This is a genomic window from Enterococcus rivorum (genome assembly GCF_001742285.1).
Lineage (GTDB): Bacteria > Bacillota > Bacilli > Lactobacillales > Enterococcaceae > Enterococcus_L > Enterococcus_L rivorum.
Genome location: NZ_MIEK01000024.1, coordinates 1 through 22,269, shown reverse-complemented (window position 1 = coordinate 22,269; position 22,269 = coordinate 1). Strand labels below are relative to the sequence as shown.

Here is a 22,269-nt window from a genome sequence, read left to right as displayed (position 1 = left end):
AAAAACCAGACAAAAAAGCAAAAAGGCTCTGTATAAAGCATTTAAATTATGATTTTCATTTTTCATATGTGGATTTTCTAATTAAAAAAAGAGAAAAGTTGTGGTTTTAAAACCAATTTCTAGTTAATAACCTACTATTTCAGACAATTAAAAAGAAATATACTAATTCAACACTCACTAATCCTGAAATTAAGGCTAGAATTTCTTAGTGGTTTATAATATTTTTCTTGATAACTAAAACATTTATTACTAGTAAGAATCTTGGAATCGAGTCTTTCCGCAATAAAAAAGAGCGATTGCTGATTATTACTCATCAGTCATCGCTCTCTAAAAAGATATTTTTCTATATTTATTTCATTTTTTTTACTTAGATACGCAATATCTAAGTAATTTCAATATCCTTCATTCGCTAAAAATAAATAACGCTTAATTACTGATTTGTGATCTTGATGAAAGAAAACTAACTGTTAGAAAAACTAGGAATTGAATCACTCGTATCTAAAGCATGGATACAATTATTTAAAAACATGAAAAAGTTAAATTAGTAATACTTTGATACAGACAGTACGGGACAACTCTCATTGAAGTTCATTCCATTATCAAAACTTCATTTTTATTAGTCCCCTGGTGTCGTTTCTACTAACTGATTATAAATAGGGACATGATTCATTAAATCCTCGACTGTGCCGACTTTGACTCCTTTAGAATAGTACCCATCTAGAATTCCTAGTTTTTGAAAAACCGTTTGTTTATAAGCAATGTCTGCGTTCCACTCCACAGTATCTAGAATAGCCAAGGCGCTATGAATTGCTTCAAGTCCAGTTGCCCCTCCAGTAGTGATTAGTACACCGTGACTGTCTAGTAAAAACTCATGAGGTAATTCTTTTCGTTCCATTGTTTTAATGTGGTTGCTAACAATTGCCGCTAATTCCTCTGAACAATTCGGTTCAAATTCTAGCACTTCAATATACTCTACTTTTTGGGTTGCTTCCGTCAAATTGGGCATATCCAATCCGCTGGTTGCCCAAAACATACTGTTGGGCGCGTGCGCATGAAGGACTGCTCTGATTTCTGGATTTGCATCATAAACAGCTTCATGCATATTAATTTCTCTAGTTAAGCCACCTTCTCCAGCAATCACCTTTCTGGTATGTGGTTCAACAACTAATACTTGGGAAGGCGAAATCTGTCCCAGATATGCTTGCGACATCATCGTCGGTGTCATGATAATATATTCTTTCCCATTTTCATCGATTGTTTTAAAAGAAAAATTTCCACCTGCTACGTTTGTGTTTTTGCGTTCAAAAATAAGTTGCACAATTTTTGCCATATCTTGACGTTCTCTTTCAAATAAAATTCTTCCATCAGCCATTCAAACTAGCTCCTTTTCTTTTTCAATTTTTCTTTCTATATAATATGAAGGAAAAAACTAAAAATCAGTTTTGTTTCATCCTCTAACTCCGAATAAACGGTGGTCAAAAGTCTGGTTCTTCGGAAATTTCACAAAAGTCACTCAATGCATAAAGCGTATTGTGTGCTTTTCGATCTAATTTCTCGTCCCAAAACGACTTTTGTCTCAACCTCGTTGTCTAACTACTAAATCTTTTTTATTTTGATTTTACAGTTGAACTCGCAGAATCCTTTATTTTCTGATATTCTACCAATTTCTGCTTTTTTCTTTCTTCATACTCTTTAAAAATAATCGGATTTCCCTCTTTGTATATCCAAAGAGATAACAGAATGACGATAAAATAGAGGAAATAATTATTTATGTTTAAAGCCAAAAGAAATAGTAACAAATCACAAAATAATAAAGCCGTCCATTTTGCTTTTTCAGTCATTCTAATCAACCTTTCTATGTCAAATCTTTGTACCGCTCACTTGGTATTGGCTCTTTCATCATATATTTATACAGCCATACAAACATTCCAATAAACAGAACACATCCAACAATGGCAAAAATATTTAGATTCGCCGCTTCTGCAAACAGAATTCGAAACTCTGGCCCTTCAATAGAAGCCCAAGTAATGCTACCACCCTTTAAATCTACTGCTCCTGTTTTTTTAGCTAGACCTGTCAATATGGGGGCAAGATACGTCGCACCATATAAATACAACGGAGTATAGATAACACCTAAAGTTATCATGCGATACAGGTTTCCTCCTGTTAGTAGAAGACCCCCAACTGCAATCGAATAGTTAATAATCCCAGCTAAAGGCAACACTTGGTTTCCAGGTAAAATCATTGCGTAGCCAATAAAAACAGGAACTAAAATAATCGCAGTGACCCATATTTCAGATCGTCCCGCTAAAACAGGCCAATCTAATCCAATAAATACTTCACGATCCTTGAATCGTTTTTTCATCATTTCAGACATCGCATCTGCCAACGGAGACAACGACTGCATAAACATCTTACTAATCATCGGAAATAAAGCCATCGCAGTTGCTACTTGAATCCCTAAATTAAGCGAACCTGAAAGACCATAAGCCGCTCCAAAACCAAGCAAGACACCGATAATGAAACCCATCACACTGTTCTCAGAAAAAATTCCGATTTTAGCTTTTAAAGCCGTTGTATCCGCTTTTTTATTAAAAAATGGAATCTTATCCATCACAATATTTACTGGTAACATCAACACGGCTGAAATATTCATGAGATGGGTCACGGTTACTAGAGGAATCCCCGTTAAATCTTGAATATGTCGCTGAAACATATCCCCCATTTTCAACTCCAAAATCACTTGAACAATCGCCGTAACAAATCCCGCCACTAAAGAGCCACTAATAAAATAAACAAGATACGCTGTTAAAGCTTTCCCCCAAACATTCCACATATCCACATTTAAGGTTTTCGTCCAGTTCAACAGCAGCATCACAAAGTTCACCCCTAATACAACCGCAAAGAAAACAAAAGCATAAGACCAAGACCACGTAATACTGGCTGCTCCCGTCCAGCCTAAATCCAATGCGGGTAAATGAATCCCGGTGTTTTTTGCCATTGCCTCAGAAGCTGGGCTAACTGCATTTGACATAAAACCAATGACCATGCTCATTCCCGTAAAGGCTACCCCTAGCGTAATTGCTGATAAAAAGGCTTTTTTCAAAGGCATTCGCGCAACTAATCCAATGATTAAAATAATAAGAGGAACAAAAATTGCTGAACCTAAATTTAATATATAGTCAATCATTGACTGAAAAATTTCCATCTCTTTTACCTACCTATCTTTTATAGAATTTGGTATGATTAAGTTGTTACACTTTTATATTGAGATTCAGATACACCACTATCTGGGTCTCTTTTTTATTTTTTCGTCTCATTTATAATATTTTCATAAATCTCATCTACGCCCATGCCTGTTAAAAAAGGAACCCCAGCATACACAGAAACACCCAATCGGTCAGCTTCTTCCAATACTTCTGCATCTGGTTTCGCAATGTAAACATAAATAGCCGCACTTGGTAATTCTTGCATAATCGACTTATAATCCACCGCTTCTACTGGATAATCAATGTTGTCTGCTTCAAACTTACTTTTTATTTTTTCCGCTACTGTTGTGCTTGTTGCAACCCCACTACCACACGCGACGATTAATTTTCTAGCCATATTCTTTTCCTCCCTTAAGTTAACTGCTCCATAAATAAATCAAACATTTCTTGATTCTGCTTTGCTTGCTTTAACCGCGCTACAAATTCATCCTTTTGGAACATCGTCATTAATTCTTGTAATAACCCAACTTGTTTCGCTGGCTCCTTAATCCCTAAAAAGAAAAAGTCTTTCACAGCCATTTCTTGATTATCACCCATTTGTCTAACCATTACTGGTTTTTCAATCCTAGCAACATAGATGAACGGTTTCTCAATATATTCCGTATCAGAATGTGGCAAAGCAATATTCAAGTACTCTGTCATCAATCCTGTTGGAAATCGCTTTTCTCGATTTTTAATCCCCTCGAGATATCCTTCGTTTACGTAACCTTGTCGTTTCAATCGATCGGCAATTTGTTCAAATAATTCTTCCTCTGTTTCAACACTCATCTGCAAATCTACTAAATGCGGTTGAAACATTTCTTTTGTGCCCATTTATCCACCTCCTTCATCTTTTTTAACACATTTTCACTTTCTTTATGTTCAACTTTGTAAAAATATGTTAAACTTTGTTTACAAATGAAGGATACAACGAATCTTTTCTTTTGTCAACGCTTTCTTTTTATTGTTTTTTGTTCGATTCATGTATAATATAGACAATGTAAACAAAATCGAACAAAAATAAGGAGTATTCTATGTTAAAAAGAGAGCGACATACACACATTTTAGAATTATTAGAGAAAAAGACGTTTATGACCGTTTCTGATATTGCAACAGAACTCAACGTATCAGAAATGACGATTCGTAGAGACATTAATGAATTAAGTGATTCAAATAAACTTGTTCGTCTATATGGTGGTGCCCAAAAGCTTGGTCGAAAAGACAAAGAATTAGCAACCCATGAAAAAATCAATTTACATATTGAACAAAAAGAGTATATTGGAAAAATCATGAATTCTCTAATTCAAGAAAACCAAGTGGTATTTGTCGGAGCCGGGACAACAATCTTATACGCCTTACCCTTCATTCAGAAAAAAGGCTTAATGATTGTCACCAATAGTCTAATTGCCTTTAACTACATCATTAAACACACAGACTACCGTGTGTTGCTAACGGGTGGAGACTTCACCCCAATTACTGAAGAATTTATTGGCGAACATGCTGAACAAACCTTTGAATCTATTAATATCGATATTGCTTTTGCCGCAACCAACGGGATTTACAATAATAATGTCACTACCTCTAATTATTTGGAAGGAGGCGTTCAAAGAGCCGCATTTAAAAGCGCCAAGAAGAAAGTCGTGGTTGCTGACAGTACGAAATTTAACGTGAGTGATGTTTACACCTTTTATAAACTCTCAGATTTAGATTGCATTATTACAGACAACAAAATAGACGAACAAACATTCAAATTCTACCAGTCTTTTGGTCCATTGCTGAATAAGATCAATTAGATCAAGTAACTAATTACATTTTCCTGCCTGAACGTTCCTTAGATGAGATACGTGTTTGAGGTTGTGAAAGAAGGGCTTTACCTTGAGAATTAAGAAGGAATAGACGAAAATAGCTTCTGATAGCTTTAGTCTAGTTTGGCTTAATTCTGAGAGGCTACTTCTGGAATACTGTTTATTCGGATCTTTAATAGAGGACTAGACAAAATGTTGACTTTTGTCATCGCCCGGAAACGCCTGTCTCAATTGGTTAATTATTTGATCTTCCTTGCTTATTGAATAGCTGTACCATTATCGGTAGATTCGAATCATCAAGGAGGCTTTTTAACCAATGATTTTAACTGTTACTTTAAATCCATCGATGGACTCAATTTATTTTACTGACACGTTTTCAATCGGAGCGATGAACCGATGCAACAATCCCGTGAAAGCAGTTGGAGGAAAGGGCATTAATGCCAGTCGGACTGCGGCAATTTTAGGAAGTCGAGTACAAGCCATTGGTGTCTTAGCTGGAGAGAATGGCAAGCTCATTCAAACACATCTTGAAACAGAGCATTTCGATTCGTTTTTCCTTACGATCCCAGGAGAATCAAGAAATGCGGTCACTATTATGGATCAAGCTAAAAATCAGACTGAAATTGTTGAACTTGGTCCTGAGATAACAGACACTACAGCAAAAGAAATACTTCAAAAAATCATCACATTGACAACTTCTGAAAAAGAAGTAACAACGATTGCAGTCTGTGGTTCTGCAAACACAAAAAATGAACAGCTTTACAAAAACTATTTAGAAGAAATACAGGCGTCTTTAGGAAACTCTATCAAAGTATTGACAGATCTATCTGGCATTCAGCTAAAAAATGTTTTGACAGGACCAGTTAAACCATATTTTATCAAACCAAATATCCAAGAGTTCTCAGAGTTAATTGGTCAACCCCTTAAACAAAAAAAAGACGTCATTCCTTACTTATCTCATGAACTATTGGATAATGTTCCTTTTGTACTAATTTCTTGCGGAAGCCTTGGAGCCCTCGCTAGAGTAAATAACCAACTATTCGATATCACCATCCCACAAATAGAGGTAGTGAACCCCACTGGCTCTGGTGATGCGACGGTTGGTGGTATTGCTTATGGTTTAGATCAACATTTTTCGATTGAAGAAACCTTACGTTATGCCATGGCTTGTGGTATGAGCAATGCCTTAGAAAAAAAAGTGGGTTTTGTAACAATGACCAATGTGCTAGCTTTAAAAAATCAAATAAATATAGTGAAAATAAAAAATATCTAACTAGTTACAGTGAGCACGCCAAAAAAAATTTTTTGACGTGCTTCATTTTTTTATTTTTAGTGAGTAAAAATAACCTACCTTCTATCTTTCCTACAGTCTCTTTATTATCCTCTTGGAAGCAACCTACGTTACTGCTCGCTCTTCTTCCTTATCAAAACATAAGAAAACACCCCGTACTAATATACAAAACAAAAACAATTACTATTCAATAAAATAAATTAAATAAATATCCATTATATGTTATTCATTAAAAATTACTTCTTTTTAATATTTCAATAATAAAATATAGAAACTTTTATTCTTTTCGACAATTTTAGTATTCTCATTTTTTTTATAAAATAAGGAAAAAGTTGATAAAAAGCCACCAATCACAACATTCGCACGCCAACACTCTAATTCAAACAGATATATACGTAGTAAAGGAAACAAGCACATAAATAATTTAAAAAAAGGGTTGCAATTATAAGATAAAAATTTTATGATAGTTAGTATAACCGAGATGATTTAAGGCGAATCAGCGCGTCTATTTACTTGCTTGGTTCATTTTTTGAGAACATATCACTTAAAGATCAGATATGAAACAATTTTAATTGGAGGATGAAAAAGATGGCACAAATTAAATTATCACCAGAAGAATTAGAAACATCAGCAACAAAATACACACAAGGTTCAGAAGAAATCTTAACGGTATTATCTAACCTAGAAAGAGAACAAGAGGCAATTCGTTCAAACTGGGAAGGTAGTGGTTTTGAAAGTTTTGATAACCAATTTGTTGAGCTACAACCAAAAATTCGTGAATTTGGTGAATTACTAGAGCAAATTAACCAACAATTACGTTCAGTTGCTCAAATTATGAGAGATACAGATAACGATATTTCTCAAGCAATCAATAATCGTTAATCGATTACATTAAGATTTATCAAGGGGTAAGGAAGGAATAATGGTTCCTTTCTTGCCCCTATTTCTATTAGGAGAATGAAGAATGAATAGCAAAAAACTATACTATATACTTAAATCCGTTTGGATGGTCATTATATTACTCATTGCACTTATCTTCATGAATCGTGATTTTACAGATATTTCTGCAAAAAAAGAACAGGAAGAAAAAGATGTTCGTTTAAATATCGCGTTAGTCAACGAAGATATTGGCATACATAAAGAAGGTGCAGATTATAATCTAGGAGCTGACTATGTCAAAAAAATCGAAAAAGATACTACCTACAATTGGTTTACCGTTAGCCGAGGTATCGGAGAAAACGGTTTAAAAAACGGCACTTATAATTTATTAGTTACGATTCCTAGTAATTTCTCCAGCAAGCTATTAGATGTAGACAGTGTTGCTCCAGAAAAAATACAGGTTAATTACAAAATCAATGCTAATGGCAATGCTACCCTAGAGAACGAATCTAAAAGCGCAGGAAACAAAATTGTTAACGGACTCAATCAGCAATTAGTAGATATGTATGTTGTCAGTATTTTAAGTAACTTGTTTACTGCCCAAAAAAATATTGAAAAAGTATACAACAATCAAACAAATTCTGTGAACAATTTCCAAAGTGTTCTGTATCAGCCAACCATCAACTTTAAAGAATACTTACCAAGCATTACCTCTCAATCTCACAGCGCGTTACAAGCGAATGATTTATTAACGACCACGTTGACAGAGTTTTTGAAAAACCCAGATGCGTTAATTAGTAGTCAGCAAGATTTCTCCGGCTTATTAGATGGCTTAATCAAACAACGTGCAGAAGGTAAAGTAAGCTATGAAGAATTCGCTGCGATTTTAATGTCGATGGACCAAAGTGTCTTAAGTTCTGAAACAAACAAGTTGTACTCAAACTTGGACAGTTTAAACCAAGGATTACAACAGGATTTCATCGCCTCTCAAGATGGCAGTGGCCAATATATTAAACAAATGGATACATTAAATGAACAATTGGTAGAATCGCAAAAGAAAGTTGAAGAACAAACAACCGCTTTAACAAACATCGAAGACAAATATTTTGATACGTACAAAGAACAATTTTTTAAGTCTTTAAGAGTCTCTACATCGGTGGAGCAACCAAAAGCAACCTTTGCAGATGTTCTGAAAAAAATGGGCTACAAGACCCCTGACTTAAATGCAATATCGAAATTCAATCAACACTATTTAGAAAAAATGCAAGAACGTTTAAATAGCCTGCCCTACAAAGCTGATGGTGATGGAAACCCATTATTTGATTATGCCCACCCTCCTTATGGAGATGGTCAGCCTCTAACTGATATTAAAAAGCTAACGGATAAAGCCCTTGAAAGAATTAGCACAATCAATGAAACCATTAATCTAGTAAACGAAAAAAATCAAGAAGATCCAGATATCCCTCAGCTAAACCCTTTAATTTGGGAAACAGACCCAGCTGTAGTCGCTGAAAGTTATTATTATCGAGATTTGGAACGGGCGTATACAAGACTAACGGATCAGCGAAATAATATTTTTAAGCAAAGAAAATACTTTACGATTGAAACAACCGATTTAAGTGGTGGAACGATTACATTTGGCGAAATCCCTGAAGGAATTAAGCTGTTTTATGGCAATGATGAAGAAATTTATCCAGGCGTTTCTTTTACTATCAGTGGGAACTACACAAATAGAAAGTATATTTATTATCAATTTTCTGATACCTATAACGAGCAATCTTCAGATGTGCCGATTGTTCCTATCACTATTTCCTTGTCTGCACGAAGTGTTAAAACATTAGGCAGAGCTGCAACACCGAATGTAAAAGTTATTGCACCTGCAGAGAGTAGCAACACCACTGGAGAAGAAAACGCCACTCCAACAGAACCAGCTGGAGAGGGAGAAGCAACTGCTGAACCAACACAAGGGGAAGCTACACAGGAAGCAGCTCCTACTCAAGAAACGATTATTCCTGTAACACAAACGATTACTCCTACTCCGAGGGGCCAGGACCCAGCGGAACCAACAGATCCAGTAGATCCAGCAGAGATTGTAGAGAAAAATTACACAATTGCGTGGCAACAAACAATCGATACCTCTGCCTTCTTATCAGAAAGATATCAGACAGCGAAAAAGGATTACGCTGAAGAAGTGGGTAAAATCAGAGAACTATACAAAACAGTCAACGACGAGCTAAAGGATTATGAAAAGTACCCATTCGAGATTTTTAATAACTTACTGGGAATGGACTTGACGACAATGTTTAAAGCCGTCTTAAATGAAACCTTTAACAGCGGCGACTATTTGAAGCAAAAACAACAATTAACAGACTTACAAAAATCAGCAACGGATATCCAAAGACAATCCGATACGATTAAAGAAAAACTTAGCGACATCCAGGCCAACACCGCTAGTTTAAATGAAACCGTTCAAGAACAATTAGTCAAACTAGACGAGTGGCAGAAAACATCGAAAGAGATGACGACTGCTGAAACAAAAATTGCTGCTGACAATACCAGTACCGATACTGAAATTTCAGCGATTGATACGATGTTGGATGCCTTGAAAAAACAAACCGAGCTACTGAAAGATACTTCTGATATGAACGTTAAAGAAGCCGAAAGCGTAAAATCCGTCTTCACTTCCTTTGACCAAGAAGTGGCTCGCGCACAAAAAAATGGGGAAGATCTTTCCTCCAATGCAGACGTGATTATGGAACAACTAAACAAAGAATTAGCCAACAACAATGACTTTGTTTCGTCCTTTATTAAAGTTTTGGATAATGCCCACAAAGATGGTGTCCCAAACAATACCTTGCTGCAGTTTATTGCCAATCCGGTCAACGGAAAATCAGAAGCAACTATTAAAACAACTGAAATCAATGAACCGTTCACTTGGATTTTAATTATGTATACGATGAGCTTATTTACAGCGTATCTTTTTGCCACACAGCCGATTGTTCGAAAAGTCAAAGACCGTTTCAAACGAGAAGAGCTATGGTTTAAAGATAATATTATGGAGACCATCTTCTTAACCGTTGTAGGTTTCGTTTTAGGCTTGATTCTAGGCTTGTTAAGTATTGGAGAGCTAGGGATTATCAAAGAGGCACAAATTGTTTGGCTCATGATGATCGTCCTGTTCATGCTCATCTTTACCTTACTAAATCATTATCTATTAAAACAATTCAAAGTTTCCGGTTTTGCCATTAGCTTATTCCTATTTATTAGTTATATCTTCGTAACGAACGCCATCGGAGTAACCAAAGGAAACAATCCAATGGTTCAGCTAATCAGTTTCATCAACCCGCTATCGGTTGGAGAAAACAACCTTTCTGACATCTTAGCCAGCCAAGCACTGAATGTTACTAATATTATTCTTTACTTGCTCCTGTTAGTTGGACTATTTTTATTCAACCTATTTATTTGGAACCCTCGAAAAAGAAAAGGGAAAGGCGTGACAGCAAAATGAAAAAAGGACTCATTACTTTTTTAGTTGCGATCGCTTTAACAGGTTTTTCTTCACTCGCCTATGGGAACGAGACATTGTTGGATAACAATTTAGAATTAAAAACAGAACGACTAAATAAAACCCAGTCCGATGACGGAAAATCTAAAAATTTCACTGTCGATGATCGATTGTTTAACACAGAGCAACAGGAAAAATTAGCAAAAGCAGAAGAAATAAAAGCCCAGCAACAAGAACAGCAGCAACAAGAATTGTTTACCAAGAAGGTGCCTTTATTAAAAAATGAGTTAGAGACGAAACAATTATTTACAGCTCAAGGAAATAATAACGAGTTAGCGACACAGCGAGAAGAAACTGCCGAAGCGGTCTCTTCTCCTCCGTCGTTTCTCCCTCTGATACTAGGTGCACTTTTTGTGACAGGTGTCACGCTGGTTCTCTATACGTATAACAGCAGAAAACGAGGTCAACAACATGGCGGAAAATAAAGAACATATCAACATTACCTTGCTTTACCAAGGGAACAAAGACAAGTCAGCAGATTTAAGAATTCCTAGAAACATTAGTGTCTATCGCTTTGTCCGAGAAATCAATCAGATTTTTGGGCGGCCTAAAGACCTGAAAAAATATCAACTGAAAATTATTAACAAAGGGATTTTGTTAGACGAAGAAAAAAAATTAAAACAGTACCCGATTACAGACGGTGACATAATAGAGGTTTTGGAGGCGCAAATTTAATGGAGACAGTAAATGAAAAAGTGATGGAAACAGCAATTGTTTTAGAAAAGCAAACATACAATTATAAAAAAACACCGCAAGAATGGGTCTTAGCTCTTAGAAAATCAGAAGTACAAGTCCCTGAAGAAAAAGATTTAGCACTACTAAAAATTTCAAACCCACTGCTTTTGGCAATGACCATTCATTGGGAGGAAGATGCCGTCACTTTTGCTTACGACATTCCGGCAGAAACGATTTCTTTTAGCACGTTAAAAGAACAATCTAAAGCGGATAAACTACGAGCGATGGCAAATATGGGCCAGATTGCGGACTTATTAGAGCTGCCTTTTACCTTCTTTATTCACCCAGAAAATATTCTGTTTGACTACAACTTATTACCAAAGATTGCCTACCGTGGCTTAGAAGGAAAAATGCCGCCAAAAGAAACCAATGCAGCGGTTTTATTACGTCAATATAAATGTTTGATTATTAGCTTGTTTGAAGAAAAAGCAGATTTCACGACCTTGTACGAAGGACAATTAGAAATCAAAAAAGGCTCTACGTTTATTCAAACTATTTTAAAAGCCGAAAGCTTTACGGAAATCCAAGCTTACTTGTTAGAAAACTATAATCAAACCGTCGAAACAACAAAAGAAACCACACGCCAAGTAGCAAAATCAAAATTTCTTTTAATGAAACAACTGTCTATTTGGATGCCGATTGTCGTAGCGATTCTTATTGTGCCTTTGGTTTACTTGCTCTTCTTCCAAATGCCATTTAAAGATCGGATGCAAGAAGCGGATACAGCCTTTTTGAAAAATGACTATGAAGCGGTAATTACTAAGTTAGAACCTGTGAAAACAGGCAGTCTTCCTTTCACGCAAAAATATTCTTTAGCTTATAGTTTTGTTCAAGGGAAACAATTAAACGACCAGCAGAAAAAAGTCATTTTAAACAATATTACCTTACGTTCTAACGAAGCTTACTTAGATTATTGGATTGAAAATGGTCGTGGAAATCTAGACGAAGCGTTAGATATTGCCAAAAAACTAGAAGAATCTGATTTAATCATTTACGGGATTACAGAAAAAATCGAACAAGTTCGTAATGATACTAAATTAAGCGGAACAAAACGAGAAGAACAAATCGATGCCTTAGAAAAAGACTATCAAAAATATGACGAGAAACGAAAAGAAAGTTTAGGTACTGCGGATAGTGCCGAGGCTAACAAAAAGGAAACAGTGAAAGAGAACGGAACAGCTGATACCACACCTGCTTCTCAAGAGGAGGCAAAATAAATGACCAAAATGAATGCAATCCTGTATTTCCAAGGCTTTCGCTACCAATTAACATTAGAAGAAGGCAAAGAACAACGGATTTCTCAAGAAGCCCATGCCGCTTTACACATTGCAACGATTGAAAAAGCGCATGAAATCCTGATTGAAAAGAAAGAAAGCTGGGTCGCTACCTTAGCTGGAACGGAAGTCCCACTAAGTGAAACCACAGGCACTTCCCTTTCTTTGCCTGATAGTAGAGAAGTCACTATTTTTCTAAGCCCTGCTTCAAAACCGATCATCTTAGATACGCTAGATAAGAAAGAAATGATTATCAGCTCTGTCAAAGGGGCCACAGTCGAACTAGCCAACGATTTCTTTTCAGGCATTTTAACCAAAGAAGACTCTCACTGGCACTTTGCCCTGCTTTCAGGAGACGTCTATGTGAATAACCAACAAGCAACGGAAGGAAGCTATCTTCTAGAAAAAGGCGATGAACTTTCCTTTGCCCAACATACAATCACAGTCTTCCCCCACGAGCTGTATTTAACCCAAGGCTGCGGGGTCAAAAGTGACCTGTGTGAAATCTTCACTTCTCGCTATAGTGTCTATGAGGATTACCCAGATTTCCACCGCTCACCACGGATTATTTACCGTGAACCAGAAGAAAAAGTAACCTTAAACGCACCTAGTGAAAAAAGTAAACCGTCGACCGAAGGCTTAGTCAAAATCATTTTACCGCCATTGATGATGTTAGCGGTGACCATTGGGATGGCTTTCCTACGCTCCAACTTAATGTTTGTCTTAGCCAGTGGTGCGACAACTTTAGTAACGCTAGGCTTCTCGATTCAAAATTATTTTAAAACGAAAAAAGAACATGCCCAAAGCTTAGTAGATCGGGAAGTCAACTACCGAGACTATTTAAATACCAAAGCAGTCGAACTGCACCAATTAATCCAAGAACAAAAACAAGGACAACACTACCATTACCCTAATGTCATGGAATTATTAACCATGACTAAAAGCTATAGCCCACGGATTTACGAGAAAACAGCGCTACATTTTGATTTCTTGTATTACCGTTTAGGCTTAGGACAACATCCGGCTTCCTTTGACATTAACTATGCCAACAAAGAACGAGGCAAACAAACGGACGAGCTAGAAGAAGCTGGCTATGAGCTGTATGAACAAAGCTTAAACTTACAAAACATGCCCATCCAAGCCAACTTAATGCATGGTCCAGTTGGGTATATCGGTCCGAGAAACTTGGTTTTGGAACAATTACATTTATTAGTCAACCAACTGGCTGTTTTTCATAGCTACCATGATGTCCAATTCATCTCCATTTTCCCTGAAACAGAAAAGGAACAATGGAACTGGATGCGCTGGTTGCCTCATGCTACCTTACAAGATGTCAACGTTCGATGCTTTGTCTACAACCAACGGAGCCGTGACCAAGTCTTAAATAGTTTGAATCAGATTTTGAAGAATCGGAAAAATGCCTTAGAAGAAAATCGCAACAGTCGGGAAAGTACCCTCTTCTCTCCCCATTATGTGGTGATGATTACCGATGAGAAATTAATTTTAGACCATGTGGTGATGGAGTTCTTCAATGAAGACCCGAGCCATTTAGGCTGTAGTGTGATTTTTGTGGAAGATGTCATGAGTAGCTTATCCGATAATATCAAAACCGTTATCGATATTCGCGACCGCAACACAGGTGTACTTTTACTGGAAGAAGGCAATTTAAAAAATACTACCTTCCAACTGGATCACTTCCCAGAAGGCTTCGACAAAGAGGAATTGCCTCGTCTGTTAGCGCCTTTGAATCACTTACAAAACTTAAAATCCAGTATTCCAGAAGCAGTCACGTTCTTAGAAATGTACGGCTTGGAAACCTTTGATGAATTCAATGTGACCCAACGTTGGGCCGAACATTCGCCCCACAAGACGTTAGCGGTGCCTTTAGGCTTACGTGGCAAAGACGATATTGTCTATTTGAATCTTCATGAAAAAGCCCATGGCCCTCACGGCTTAGTGGCTGGAACAACAGGTTCAGGGAAATCAGAAATCATTCAAAGTTATATTTTAAGCTTAGCCGTGAACTTCCACCCGTACGATGTCGCGTTCTTACTGATTGACTACAAAGGCGGAGGAATGGCCAACCTGTTCCGTAATCTCCCTCACCTATTAGGGACGATTACCAACTTAGACGGTGCCCAAAGTATGCGTGCACTGATTTCCATCAATGCCGAGTTGAAACGCCGTCAGCGCCTCTTCTCGGAGAATAACGTCAACCACATTAATCAATACCAGAAATTATACAAAAGCGGCGATGTCAAAGAACCAATGCCTCACCTCTTCTTAATCAGTGATGAGTTTGCGGAATTGAAAGCTGAACAACCAGAATTCATGAAAGAGCTGGTTTCAACGGCTCGTATCGGACGTTCTCTAGGGATTCATTTAATCTTGGCTACCCAAAAACCATCTGGCGTGGTCAATGACCAAATCTGGAGTAACTCCAAGTTTAAACTGGCACTAAAAGTAGCGGATAAAGCCGACTCCATGGAAATGTTAAAAACACCTGACGCGGCTGAAATTACTCAAGCTGGACGTGCGTATCTCCAAGTCGGAAACAATGAAATCTACGAACTCTTCCAAAGTGCCTGGAGTGGTGCCGATTACGCCCCTGACAAGGAAGACCAACAAATTGAAGACCATACGATTTACCTCGTAAATGAATTAGGACAATATGAACTCTTAACCGAAGATTTAAGTGGCTTGGAAAATGCGGAGGAAGTCAAACAGATTCCGACTGAATTAGATGCCATTATTGATGGCATTCATGACGTAGCGGAACAAGAAAATATCGAACCACTACCAAGACCGTGGTTACCACCACTCGCAGAACGAATCGCCTTAAGTGAGCTTCATGATGTGGACTTCAAAGAAGCTTGGGCAACGGAAAAACAAGCCTTGAAACCTGTGATTGGTTTAGTGGATATCCCAAGTATGCAGGCCCAAGAAACCCTTGAATTGAACTTAACCCAAGAAGGACACGTGGCAGTCTTCTCTAGTCCAGGGTATGGAAAAAGTATGTTTATGCAGACGGTGGCAATGGACTTAGCCAGAGTGCATAATCCAGAACGCTTGAACCTGTATCTACTAGACTTCGGAACCAATGGACTTTTACCGCTGAAACGTTTGCCTCATGTGGCAGACACCATGAGTATTGACGAAGAAGAGAAGATTGTGAAATTTACCAGAAGAATTACCGATGAACTAAAACGTCGTAAAAAGCTACTTAGTGAATATGCCGTAGCTAGTTTAGATATGTATGAACGTGCCAGTGGCAATGAAGAACCAATTATCATGATTTTAGTCGATGGCTACGAAGGCTTCAAAGGCTCAAAATTTGAAGAACCGTTAGAAAAAGTCATCATGCAAGTGGCTCGTGAAGGGGCAGGAATCGGGGTTCATCTACTGATCTCGGCTGGACGTCAAAACTCATTACGTATGAACCTTTACAGCAACATCAAAACCCAAATCGCCTTGAAGCTGATTGACGATTCGGAACCACGCGCGATTGTCGGACGTACCAACTTAACCATTGAAGACTTACCAGGACGTGGCTTAATCAAGCTAGACGAACCGGAAAGCTTCCAAACTGCCCTACCGGCTGAAGGGGAAGACACACTCCAAATCATTGAAGCCATCCAAGCCGAAGTCAAAGAAATGGACGAATACTGGACAGGCGGACGACCAGAAGAAATTCCGATGGTACCGGAAGATTTAAATATTATTCAATTTAACGAAATCTCTAAGAAAAAATATGAAAAAACAAATGGTTTTGTACCAATAGGTTTAGACTTAGAAACTGTCTCTGTGATTCCTTGGGATAGTAATTTTGAAAAACATCTATCTGTTATCGGTGCTTCTCAAAACGAAGTTGAAAACACATTAAAACTATTTATTCAAAAAATTGCAGAAACTGATAATGAAAATATTCGTCACTTCGTGCATATTGTCGATACCAATAAAAATAACTATGACTACCTAGGAAATGAAGACGTAGTTGTTAGCTACCTTTCAGATGAAGAATCAATGAAAAATGTTTTAGAAGGTGTGCTAAACGAACAAAGAGCTATTCAGGAACAAAACATTGATGTCTCCATGAATCATTACTTTATGATTGTGAATATCGCAGACTTTGGCGAAAAAATTGCAAAAGATCTGATTCCTGTCTGTAAAGAACTCTATGAAGATTTCCCAATGATTAAATTCATTACATTCGGTTCCCCTACAGAGTATGGCTCAAAATATGATGAATTCTCTAAATTAGTAAAACAAAATAAACACGGCTTGTTGTTCATGAAGTATTCTGACCAAAGTATCTTGACTGCTTCAAACTTAAACTTCAAATCACCTAAATTAATGAACCAAGAAGCCTACTACGTAATCAATGACTTAGCTTATCAAGTGAAAATACCACTGGTTTAGAAAGGAGAACAAATGGCAAAAAAAGATAAAGCACTTGAAAAACAAAAAATCAGAAACCGTTATAACCCAAGCATCACTAGTTTAAGAAGTAAAAGAGATCGTTTGGTTGAAGAAATTGAGCGCTTGAAATTGAAACAAATATCTGTCGAACACAATATTGTATCGTTTAACAGCCAATATGAAGAATACGGCACAATGATGGACACAGCAGATAAAAATTTAAAAGACCCTAAATCTTTAAAAGGAAACTTTATGTTAAATGTAAATGAAAATATGCATCTACACATCCTGGATAAAGGTTTTAGAGTAAAAAAAATAATGGAAGACTGTCAAGGGAGAATGAAGGATGGACAAAAAAAATTAGAAGAAAAAATAGAAGAACTCCAATCTGAATTAAATTCTACTATGATTAGAATAGAAGATGAAATAAATCTAATGAACTTTGAACTAAATTTGGTTGACTGGGGATAAGGAGATGAAAAGTAATGGGGTATGAATTAAAAGTAAAAACAGAAGCATTGATGGAGCAAAAAGATGGACTTAAAAACGGATTTTTAAGTATCCATAATGGTCTAGTCAATATTGAAAAAGCACTAACAGATATAGAAAGTAAAGGGTACCAAGGGATGGCTGCTGATAGTTTAACGGAACTAATGGAAGTAATTAAATCCGATGTCATTGCTCCAACGGATCGATATAATGACTTAGTGCTCAGTAGCCTAAATGCAACTTTTGAAACATTTAATCAATTGTAAGAATGGAGGAGAACTATGTCAGCAAAAAAAGGAGACGTTATTAGTAAAGCCTATACTCCAACTTATTCAATCACTCAACCAACCCCTTCCTATGCAGGTGGGTATAGTCCTAAAGTAACTGAAACCAGGGAATCCTATGCTACTGGTGCTAGAATACTTGTAGATAAAAATAAAATTGAAAGTGAAATCTGTGTTAATATTATGTTAGGATTAACACAGGTAAGAGAAGGAATAAAAGCAATTGAACAACAAAAAAGCTCTTTAAGCAAGGATGACTGGAAATCCGATTCAGATGAGAGTTACAGAGAGTATGTCAATAGTTTTCTATCTTACATGAATGAAGTACAAAGCTTCTTTGAAACCTTATCTAAAAAAATAATGAATGATGCAGACACTTTTTCACAATTAGATAAATATATTAGTAACATTGTTAACTCTGGGTCTGATATATCAAGTTGGAGGTAAAAAATGGCTGAAAAAAAATTATCTAGTGCAGTAATTGATAAATACAATAAAGACACTACTGATGCTGTAACTGAAATAACCACTGGTTATTCTTCTGCTAAAAAAATTGCGAAGAAAGTAGAATCACTATTTGCCGATTGTTCCTTATCATTGAGAAATCAGATAACTGAAGGATTCACTTTAAATACAATAGAATCAGATCTAGAAAGTCGCGCTACAACTATTAAAACAAAACTTGAAAAAGCTAAAACTACGGCAAAAAATAATGACACAACTATAAAACAAAAAATGGAAGCTCGTTCTAATGAAGTCAAACAACTTAAATCCATTATCAGTCAATATAAAGGAAATATTGCAGGGGCAACCTCTCTAAACGCCCCTGGCCTTGCTTCTGGTTTAAAAGCGATTGGCACTAGAAATAATATTGATAAAATCCCTGGCGTTTTCGAAGGTAGAGGAAAACGATTAGAACAAAAACTCAAAAAATTTAAGAACGAGACTAGAGTAATGACTAAAGAACAAATGTTAAAAGAAATCAATAGTCACTATCGCAACTTAAGTGAAAAAGAGATTGCTGTCCTTCTAGAATACTATCTATTTAAAGCAAAAGAAATTTCCGGAAAAAATTCAGACAAAAAACAAGCTCTACTAGTTATCAAAAATGGACAATATGAAATAAGGTATGTCGATTTAGAAAATAATGTTACCTTCTTCAATTTAGAGACTTCTGCTAATGCCGATCTACTTAACCCATCTGGCTCAATAGATACTGATATTTTAGGTAAAACAGAAGGTTCTCTTGGATCCGGCTTTGGTGCAACAACTTCTGTTGATTTAAATACTATGAAAGGTAAGTATGGTGATGCTGAGTGGTCTGTAGGAAATGTTTCAGCATCTGCTTCATTAAATGCTGATGGCGTTGGAGCAAGTTTAGGTGCTAATTTAATAGAATTCAATTTCGAACATGTTTTTGCAGAAAATGATCTATATCAATATAAATCAGAAATTGATATCTCTCTTTTATCAGCAGAAATAAAAGCTAAATTAGCCGCCGATGGAATTGAGATGGGAACTCCTGGCTTGGTTGGTATTAGTGTGTCTGGTGGTAGAGTGGAATTGATAGATATCAATTTAGACTTTTAAAAATTGTAGTTTATTAAGAGTTATGAAATTTATTTTTGGAGGGGTATATGATTTTAAAAAAAATTAAAACTGTCATAATAAGTCTTTCACTTTTATTCATGGTAAGTGGATGTACTCTAAAGAGTTCAAATGATACACAAAACACGTCAGATTCTGTTATTCAAAAATCTACAAAAAATTACACTAAGACTATTAATAAATATGACGGCTACGACTTAAATGGTTATAAATTCTATATAATGGATGGACAAAAAGAACATGATGAATTCCTAGAGACATTATCAACAGATTTTGATGAAACAATAAAACAAAACTTTGAAACTTATAGATATAAGATAGATGAAAATAAAAAAATTAATCTTATCCCTTTTCGTTTCAGAATAAACGTTAATCAAGAAACTGTCACTACTAATTACTTTATCGTTAATAATAGTAATCGTGTAGTAAACGATATTTCTTTTAAAGGTTTTCCTCGTTTTAAGAACACCGAGGTTGAAGAAAAAACAGATGCTAAGTTAACAAAAAAAGAACTTGGATATTTACCTGAAAAAAGTTTTGTTGCTTTTTCAATAACAATGTCTGCTCCAAAATCATATCAAGCAAAACTAAAAGAAAATAAAGTTGCTGATCTCAGTTTTGACATCACCGATTTAGAAATCAATGGAGAAAAGGTGGATAATAATAATGAACATTGAGTGGGCAAAATATTTACAAGAAATACCTGAATACAAAACTATGATTAATAATCAAGAATATATAGACGCTTGGGAATCTTTTTTAGACCAACAGGAAACAAACCTACCCTCAAATGAATTAATAGTTGTTGCTGGAAACATGACTGTCAAAAAAAGAAATATGGTCTTAGAATATTTATTAGTGAATAAAACGCGTAATCCTGTCAAAGAAGTAGAAATAGGCGTTACCTTATCTATTCTAGGAAAACCTTATTTCAGAGGGGTGCTTAGAACCTCTCAAAATTGTTATCAAGAATTGGCACCTGAGAATGCTAGACTTGATTTAATTGATTTTGGCAATGATCGTTATGAAGATCAAGAACTGGCCCCTAAAGACTACGAATTGATTATTCACTTCTGTAGAGAAATTGAATACAATCACAAAGAAAAAATGGAGACAACAAAATGAGGCTGGGTATCGCAATAGAAAAACTTGATAACATGTTGAATGTTTTATTTATAGTACAAATAGTAACTATGTTAAAAAACACGGGTTGGTCAATTTTTATTGCTACTACTTCAGGTTCTAGTGGAACCTATTTTGGGGGAATTATCTTTCGATCTCTACTTCAAGGATTCTTAACAATCTATTTCATTAATAAAATGAAAGTTAGCTTTTCGACTGCTAAAGCTTGGGCAATTTTTATAAGTTGTTTACTCGTTGGCTTTGCTAGTCTTGGTTCTGTTGTCAGTCCAAGTATACTATATTTTAACTTTGGGATTTTTGAAATAGCGCTAGTACTTTCTAGCATGCTGTTTATGGTTCGATACTATAACTACAAAAGTGCTGTTTCTAGAGAAACAACATAGGTAGGTTAAAAAAACAGTTTAACTATTTTGCTCAAAAGCGCTATAGTTAAACTGTTTTTACTTTTTATCTATTTCAAACGAATAATTTTAGATATGTCATCAATATCCAATGCTTCCGCAATTCTTTCAATGTGAGGCAAATAAATCTTTTCTCGCTTGTTATTAGCTAATTTATTAATAATTGACGGTTCAATATCTGACAATCTCGCCAATTCTCTTAGAGAAATCCCTCTTTCCTTCACAAGTTCTTTCAAACAAACCTCTACTTTTCTTTCCTTCATCCGCGCTTCATCTCCATCCTTTATGTTGCTCTTATAAACATCATATAGTATAATCAATCCAAAAGAGGTGTTCTTAAGAGCACCACTAACAAAAAAGGAGAATTATTTATGAACAAAATTCAACCCACGAAAAAGATTACCTACCAAGATATCTACACTTTACATGACCTTTTAGAACAACTAAATTCTTGGAACGAGCCTTTACACTTACTCACTCAATTTTTTAGCGACAACCATCGCCCCGTCAATAAGAAAAAAATTATTAAAGACTATCATTCTTGTTCTAAAATTTTTTCAGCATTCCAAAAAGATTTCACCCTGACACTAGAAAAAATGAATAGTCAAATTGAGGTACTTCGGAAGAGAGAGAAGATATAATTTTCAATAAACTAGCAGAATCTACTTAAAAAAGTAGTAGATTCTGCTAGTTTTTTTACTACTGAAATAAAAAAATATCGTACGTTATGTTAAAATTAAATAATACAATTTTGATGGAACTATAACTATTCAATTTATTTTTCATCCAATTAATACATAGTTTTGCCTGTTATCCTCACCTATTTAGGGACGATTACCAACTTAGACGGTGCCCAAAGTATGCGTGCACTGATTTCCATCAATGCCGAGTTAAAACGCCGTCAGCGCCTCTTCTCGGAGAATAACGTGAACCACATTAATCAATACCAGAAATTATACAAAAGCGGCGATGTCAAAGAACCGATGCCTCACCTCTTCTTAATCAGTGATGAGTTTGCGGAATTGAAAGCCGAACAACCGGAATTCATGAAAGAGTTGGTTTCAACGGCTCGTATCGGACGTTCCCTAGGGATTCATTTAATCTTGGCTACCCAAAAACCATCTGGCG

General features: G+C 36.0%; 22 protein-coding genes and 1 pseudogene. 17 read left to right on the top strand and 6 right to left on the bottom strand.

Annotation, left to right across the window (positions count from 1 at the left end; genetic code table 11):
• Positions 1-616 precede the first annotated feature (616 nt).
• The 5 genes from BCR26_RS09520 to BCR26_RS09500 form a co-directional block, all read right to left on the bottom strand.
• Positions 617-1,372 carry a class II aldolase/adducin family protein gene (locus BCR26_RS09520; RefSeq protein WP_069698756.1) on the bottom strand — a complete coding sequence of 252 codons (756 nt, stop codon included), beginning with the start codon at positions 1,370-1,372 and terminating at the stop codon, positions 617-619.
• Positions 1,373-1,607: 235 nt separating this feature from the next.
• Positions 1,608-1,841 carry a hypothetical protein gene (locus tag BCR26_RS09515; RefSeq protein WP_084387099.1) on the bottom strand — a complete coding sequence of 78 codons (234 nt, stop codon included), beginning with the start codon at positions 1,839-1,841 and terminating at the stop codon, positions 1,608-1,610.
• 14 nt (positions 1,842-1,855) lie between these two features.
• On the bottom strand, positions 1,856-3,208 hold the full coding sequence (locus BCR26_RS09510) for a PTS galactitol transporter subunit IIC (protein ID WP_069698754.1): 1,353 nt from the start codon (positions 3,206-3,208) through the stop codon (positions 1,856-1,858).
• Positions 3,209-3,303: 95 nt separating this feature from the next.
• Entirely contained in the window at positions 3,304-3,606 is a 303-nt protein-coding gene (locus tag BCR26_RS09505; protein WP_069698753.1) for a PTS sugar transporter subunit IIB, read from the bottom strand.
• A gap of 14 nt (positions 3,607-3,620) precedes the next feature.
• Positions 3,621-4,082 (bottom strand): PTS sugar transporter subunit IIA, encoded by a 462-nt coding sequence (locus BCR26_RS09500; RefSeq protein WP_069698752.1) that lies wholly within the window; start codon positions 4,080-4,082, stop codon positions 3,621-3,623.
• A gap of 200 nt (positions 4,083-4,282) precedes the next feature.
• Here BCR26_RS09500 and BCR26_RS09495 point away from each other — a divergent pair, with 200 nt between their 5' ends.
• The 15 genes from BCR26_RS09495 (at position 4,283) to BCR26_RS09425 (ending at position 21,123) form a co-directional block, all read left to right on the top strand.
• A complete protein-coding gene (locus tag BCR26_RS09495) occupies positions 4,283-5,041 on the top strand; it encodes a DeoR/GlpR family DNA-binding transcription regulator (protein WP_069698751.1) in 759 nt (252 codons plus the stop codon).
• 328 nt (positions 5,042-5,369) lie between these two features.
• Positions 5,370-6,326 (top strand): 1-phosphofructokinase family hexose kinase, encoded by a 957-nt coding sequence (locus tag BCR26_RS09490; protein WP_069698750.1) that lies wholly within the window; start codon positions 5,370-5,372, stop codon positions 6,324-6,326.
• 606 nt (positions 6,327-6,932) lie between these two features.
• Positions 6,933-7,226, top strand: a complete 294-nt coding sequence (locus BCR26_RS09485; RefSeq protein ID WP_069697204.1) for a WXG100 family type VII secretion target — start codon at positions 6,933-6,935, stop codon at positions 7,224-7,226.
• Between the two features lie 82 nt (positions 7,227-7,308).
• Positions 7,309-10,731 (top strand): type VII secretion protein EsaA, encoded by a 3,423-nt coding sequence (gene esaA / locus BCR26_RS09480; protein ID WP_069698749.1) that lies wholly within the window; start codon positions 7,309-7,311, stop codon positions 10,729-10,731.
• Positions 10,728-11,213, top strand: a complete 486-nt coding sequence (gene essA / locus BCR26_RS09475) for a type VII secretion protein EssA (RefSeq protein ID WP_069698748.1) — start codon at positions 10,728-10,730, stop codon at positions 11,211-11,213. The genes esaA and essA overlap by 4 nt, the downstream gene beginning before the upstream one ends.
• On the top strand, positions 11,200-11,463 hold the full coding sequence (locus BCR26_RS09470; protein WP_069698747.1) for an EsaB/YukD family protein: 264 nt from the start codon (positions 11,200-11,202) through the stop codon (positions 11,461-11,463). The genes essA and BCR26_RS09470 overlap by 14 nt, the downstream gene beginning before the upstream one ends.
• Complete coding sequence (essB, locus tag BCR26_RS09465; RefSeq protein ID WP_084387098.1) at positions 11,463-12,740, top strand: type VII secretion protein EssB; 1,278 nt, start codon at positions 11,463-11,465, stop codon at positions 12,738-12,740. The genes BCR26_RS09470 and essB overlap by 1 nt, the downstream gene beginning before the upstream one ends.
• Positions 12,741-17,216: a type VII secretion protein EssC gene (gene essC, locus BCR26_RS09460; RefSeq protein ID WP_069698746.1), complete on the top strand. Its 4,476-nt coding sequence runs from the start codon at positions 12,741-12,743 to the stop codon at positions 17,214-17,216.
• A 12-nt stretch (positions 17,217-17,228) separates the two neighbouring features.
• The gene (locus tag BCR26_RS09455; RefSeq protein ID WP_069698745.1) at positions 17,229-17,687 is read left to right on the top strand and encodes a hypothetical protein; all 459 of its coding nucleotides are present in this window, start codon (positions 17,229-17,231) and stop codon (positions 17,685-17,687) included.
• A gap of 14 nt (positions 17,688-17,701) precedes the next feature.
• Positions 17,702-17,971 carry a hypothetical protein gene (locus BCR26_RS09450; protein WP_069698744.1) on the top strand — a complete coding sequence of 90 codons (270 nt, stop codon included), beginning with the start codon at positions 17,702-17,704 and terminating at the stop codon, positions 17,969-17,971.
• Positions 17,972-17,986: 15 nt separating this feature from the next.
• Entirely contained in the window at positions 17,987-18,436 is a 450-nt protein-coding gene (locus BCR26_RS09445; RefSeq protein WP_069698743.1) for a hypothetical protein, read from the top strand.
• A gap of 3 nt (positions 18,437-18,439) precedes the next feature.
• Complete coding sequence (locus BCR26_RS09440) at positions 18,440-19,579, top strand: hypothetical protein (protein ID WP_069698742.1); 1,140 nt, start codon at positions 18,440-18,442, stop codon at positions 19,577-19,579.
• A 47-nt stretch (positions 19,580-19,626) separates the two neighbouring features.
• The gene (locus tag BCR26_RS09435) at positions 19,627-20,274 is read left to right on the top strand and encodes a hypothetical protein (RefSeq protein WP_069698741.1); all 648 of its coding nucleotides are present in this window, start codon (positions 19,627-19,629) and stop codon (positions 20,272-20,274) included.
• The gene (locus BCR26_RS09430; protein WP_069698740.1) at positions 20,264-20,722 is read left to right on the top strand and encodes a hypothetical protein; all 459 of its coding nucleotides are present in this window, start codon (positions 20,264-20,266) and stop codon (positions 20,720-20,722) included. Before BCR26_RS09435 ends, BCR26_RS09430 begins: the two co-directional genes overlap by 11 nt.
• A complete protein-coding gene (locus BCR26_RS09425; RefSeq protein ID WP_069698739.1) occupies positions 20,719-21,123 on the top strand; it encodes a hypothetical protein in 405 nt (134 codons plus the stop codon). The genes BCR26_RS09430 and BCR26_RS09425 overlap by 4 nt, the downstream gene beginning before the upstream one ends.
• 68 nt (positions 21,124-21,191) lie before the next feature.
• On the opposite strand, the gene BCR26_RS09420 is transcribed toward BCR26_RS09425, so the two are convergent.
• Positions 21,192-21,404, bottom strand: coding sequence for a helix-turn-helix domain-containing protein (locus tag BCR26_RS09420; protein WP_069698738.1), 213 nt, complete (start codon positions 21,402-21,404; stop codon positions 21,192-21,194).
• Between the two features lie 108 nt (positions 21,405-21,512).
• Between BCR26_RS09420 and BCR26_RS09415 the strand changes: the two genes are divergently transcribed.
• Positions 21,513-21,782 (top strand): hypothetical protein, encoded by a 270-nt coding sequence (locus BCR26_RS09415; protein ID WP_069698737.1) that lies wholly within the window; start codon positions 21,513-21,515, stop codon positions 21,780-21,782.
• A 183-nt stretch (positions 21,783-21,965) separates the two neighbouring features.
• Positions 21,966-22,269, top strand: a pseudogene (locus tag BCR26_RS18015) (FtsK/SpoIIIE domain-containing protein); the annotation flags it as partial.

Bases quoted from the DNA above. Each gene is read 5' to 3' on its own strand.
- BCR26_RS09520 (WP_069698756.1), bottom strand. From the start codon at position 1,372: ATGGCTGATGGAAGAATTTTATTTGAAAGAGAACGTCAAGATATGGCA.
- BCR26_RS09515 (WP_084387099.1), bottom strand. From the start codon at position 1,841: ATGACTGAAAAAGCAAAATGGACGGCTTTATTATTTTGTGATTTGTTA.
- BCR26_RS09510 (WP_069698754.1), bottom strand. From the start codon at position 3,208: ATGGAAATTTTTCAGTCAATGATTGACTATATATTAAATTTAGGTTCA.
- BCR26_RS09505 (WP_069698753.1), bottom strand. From the start codon at position 3,606: ATGGCTAGAAAATTAATCGTCGCGTGTGGTAGTGGGGTTGCAACAAGC.
- BCR26_RS09500 (WP_069698752.1), bottom strand. From the start codon at position 4,082: ATGGGCACAAAAGAAATGTTTCAACCGCATTTAGTAGATTTGCAGATG.
- BCR26_RS09495 (WP_069698751.1), top strand. From the start codon at position 4,283: ATGTTAAAAAGAGAGCGACATACACACATTTTAGAATTATTAGAGAAA.
- BCR26_RS09490 (WP_069698750.1), top strand. From the start codon at position 5,370: ATGATTTTAACTGTTACTTTAAATCCATCGATGGACTCAATTTATTTT.
- BCR26_RS09485 (WP_069697204.1), top strand. From the start codon at position 6,933: ATGGCACAAATTAAATTATCACCAGAAGAATTAGAAACATCAGCAACA.
- esaA (WP_069698749.1), top strand. From the start codon at position 7,309: ATGAATAGCAAAAAACTATACTATATACTTAAATCCGTTTGGATGGTC.
- essA (WP_069698748.1), top strand. From the start codon at position 10,728: ATGAAAAAAGGACTCATTACTTTTTTAGTTGCGATCGCTTTAACAGGT.
- BCR26_RS09470 (WP_069698747.1), top strand. From the start codon at position 11,200: ATGGCGGAAAATAAAGAACATATCAACATTACCTTGCTTTACCAAGGG.
- essB (WP_084387098.1), top strand. From the start codon at position 11,463: ATGGAGACAGTAAATGAAAAAGTGATGGAAACAGCAATTGTTTTAGAA.
- essC (WP_069698746.1), top strand. From the start codon at position 12,741: ATGACCAAAATGAATGCAATCCTGTATTTCCAAGGCTTTCGCTACCAA.
- BCR26_RS09455 (WP_069698745.1), top strand. From the start codon at position 17,229: ATGGCAAAAAAAGATAAAGCACTTGAAAAACAAAAAATCAGAAACCGT.
- BCR26_RS09450 (WP_069698744.1), top strand. From the start codon at position 17,702: ATGGGGTATGAATTAAAAGTAAAAACAGAAGCATTGATGGAGCAAAAA.
- BCR26_RS09445 (WP_069698743.1), top strand. From the start codon at position 17,987: ATGTCAGCAAAAAAAGGAGACGTTATTAGTAAAGCCTATACTCCAACT.
- BCR26_RS09440 (WP_069698742.1), top strand. From the start codon at position 18,440: ATGGCTGAAAAAAAATTATCTAGTGCAGTAATTGATAAATACAATAAA.
- BCR26_RS09435 (WP_069698741.1), top strand. From the start codon at position 19,627: ATGATTTTAAAAAAAATTAAAACTGTCATAATAAGTCTTTCACTTTTA.
- BCR26_RS09430 (WP_069698740.1), top strand. From the start codon at position 20,264: ATGAACATTGAGTGGGCAAAATATTTACAAGAAATACCTGAATACAAA.
- BCR26_RS09425 (WP_069698739.1), top strand. From the start codon at position 20,719: ATGAGGCTGGGTATCGCAATAGAAAAACTTGATAACATGTTGAATGTT.
- BCR26_RS09420 (WP_069698738.1), bottom strand. From the start codon at position 21,404: ATGAAGGAAAGAAAAGTAGAGGTTTGTTTGAAAGAACTTGTGAAGGAA.
- BCR26_RS09415 (WP_069698737.1), top strand. From the start codon at position 21,513: ATGAACAAAATTCAACCCACGAAAAAGATTACCTACCAAGATATCTAC.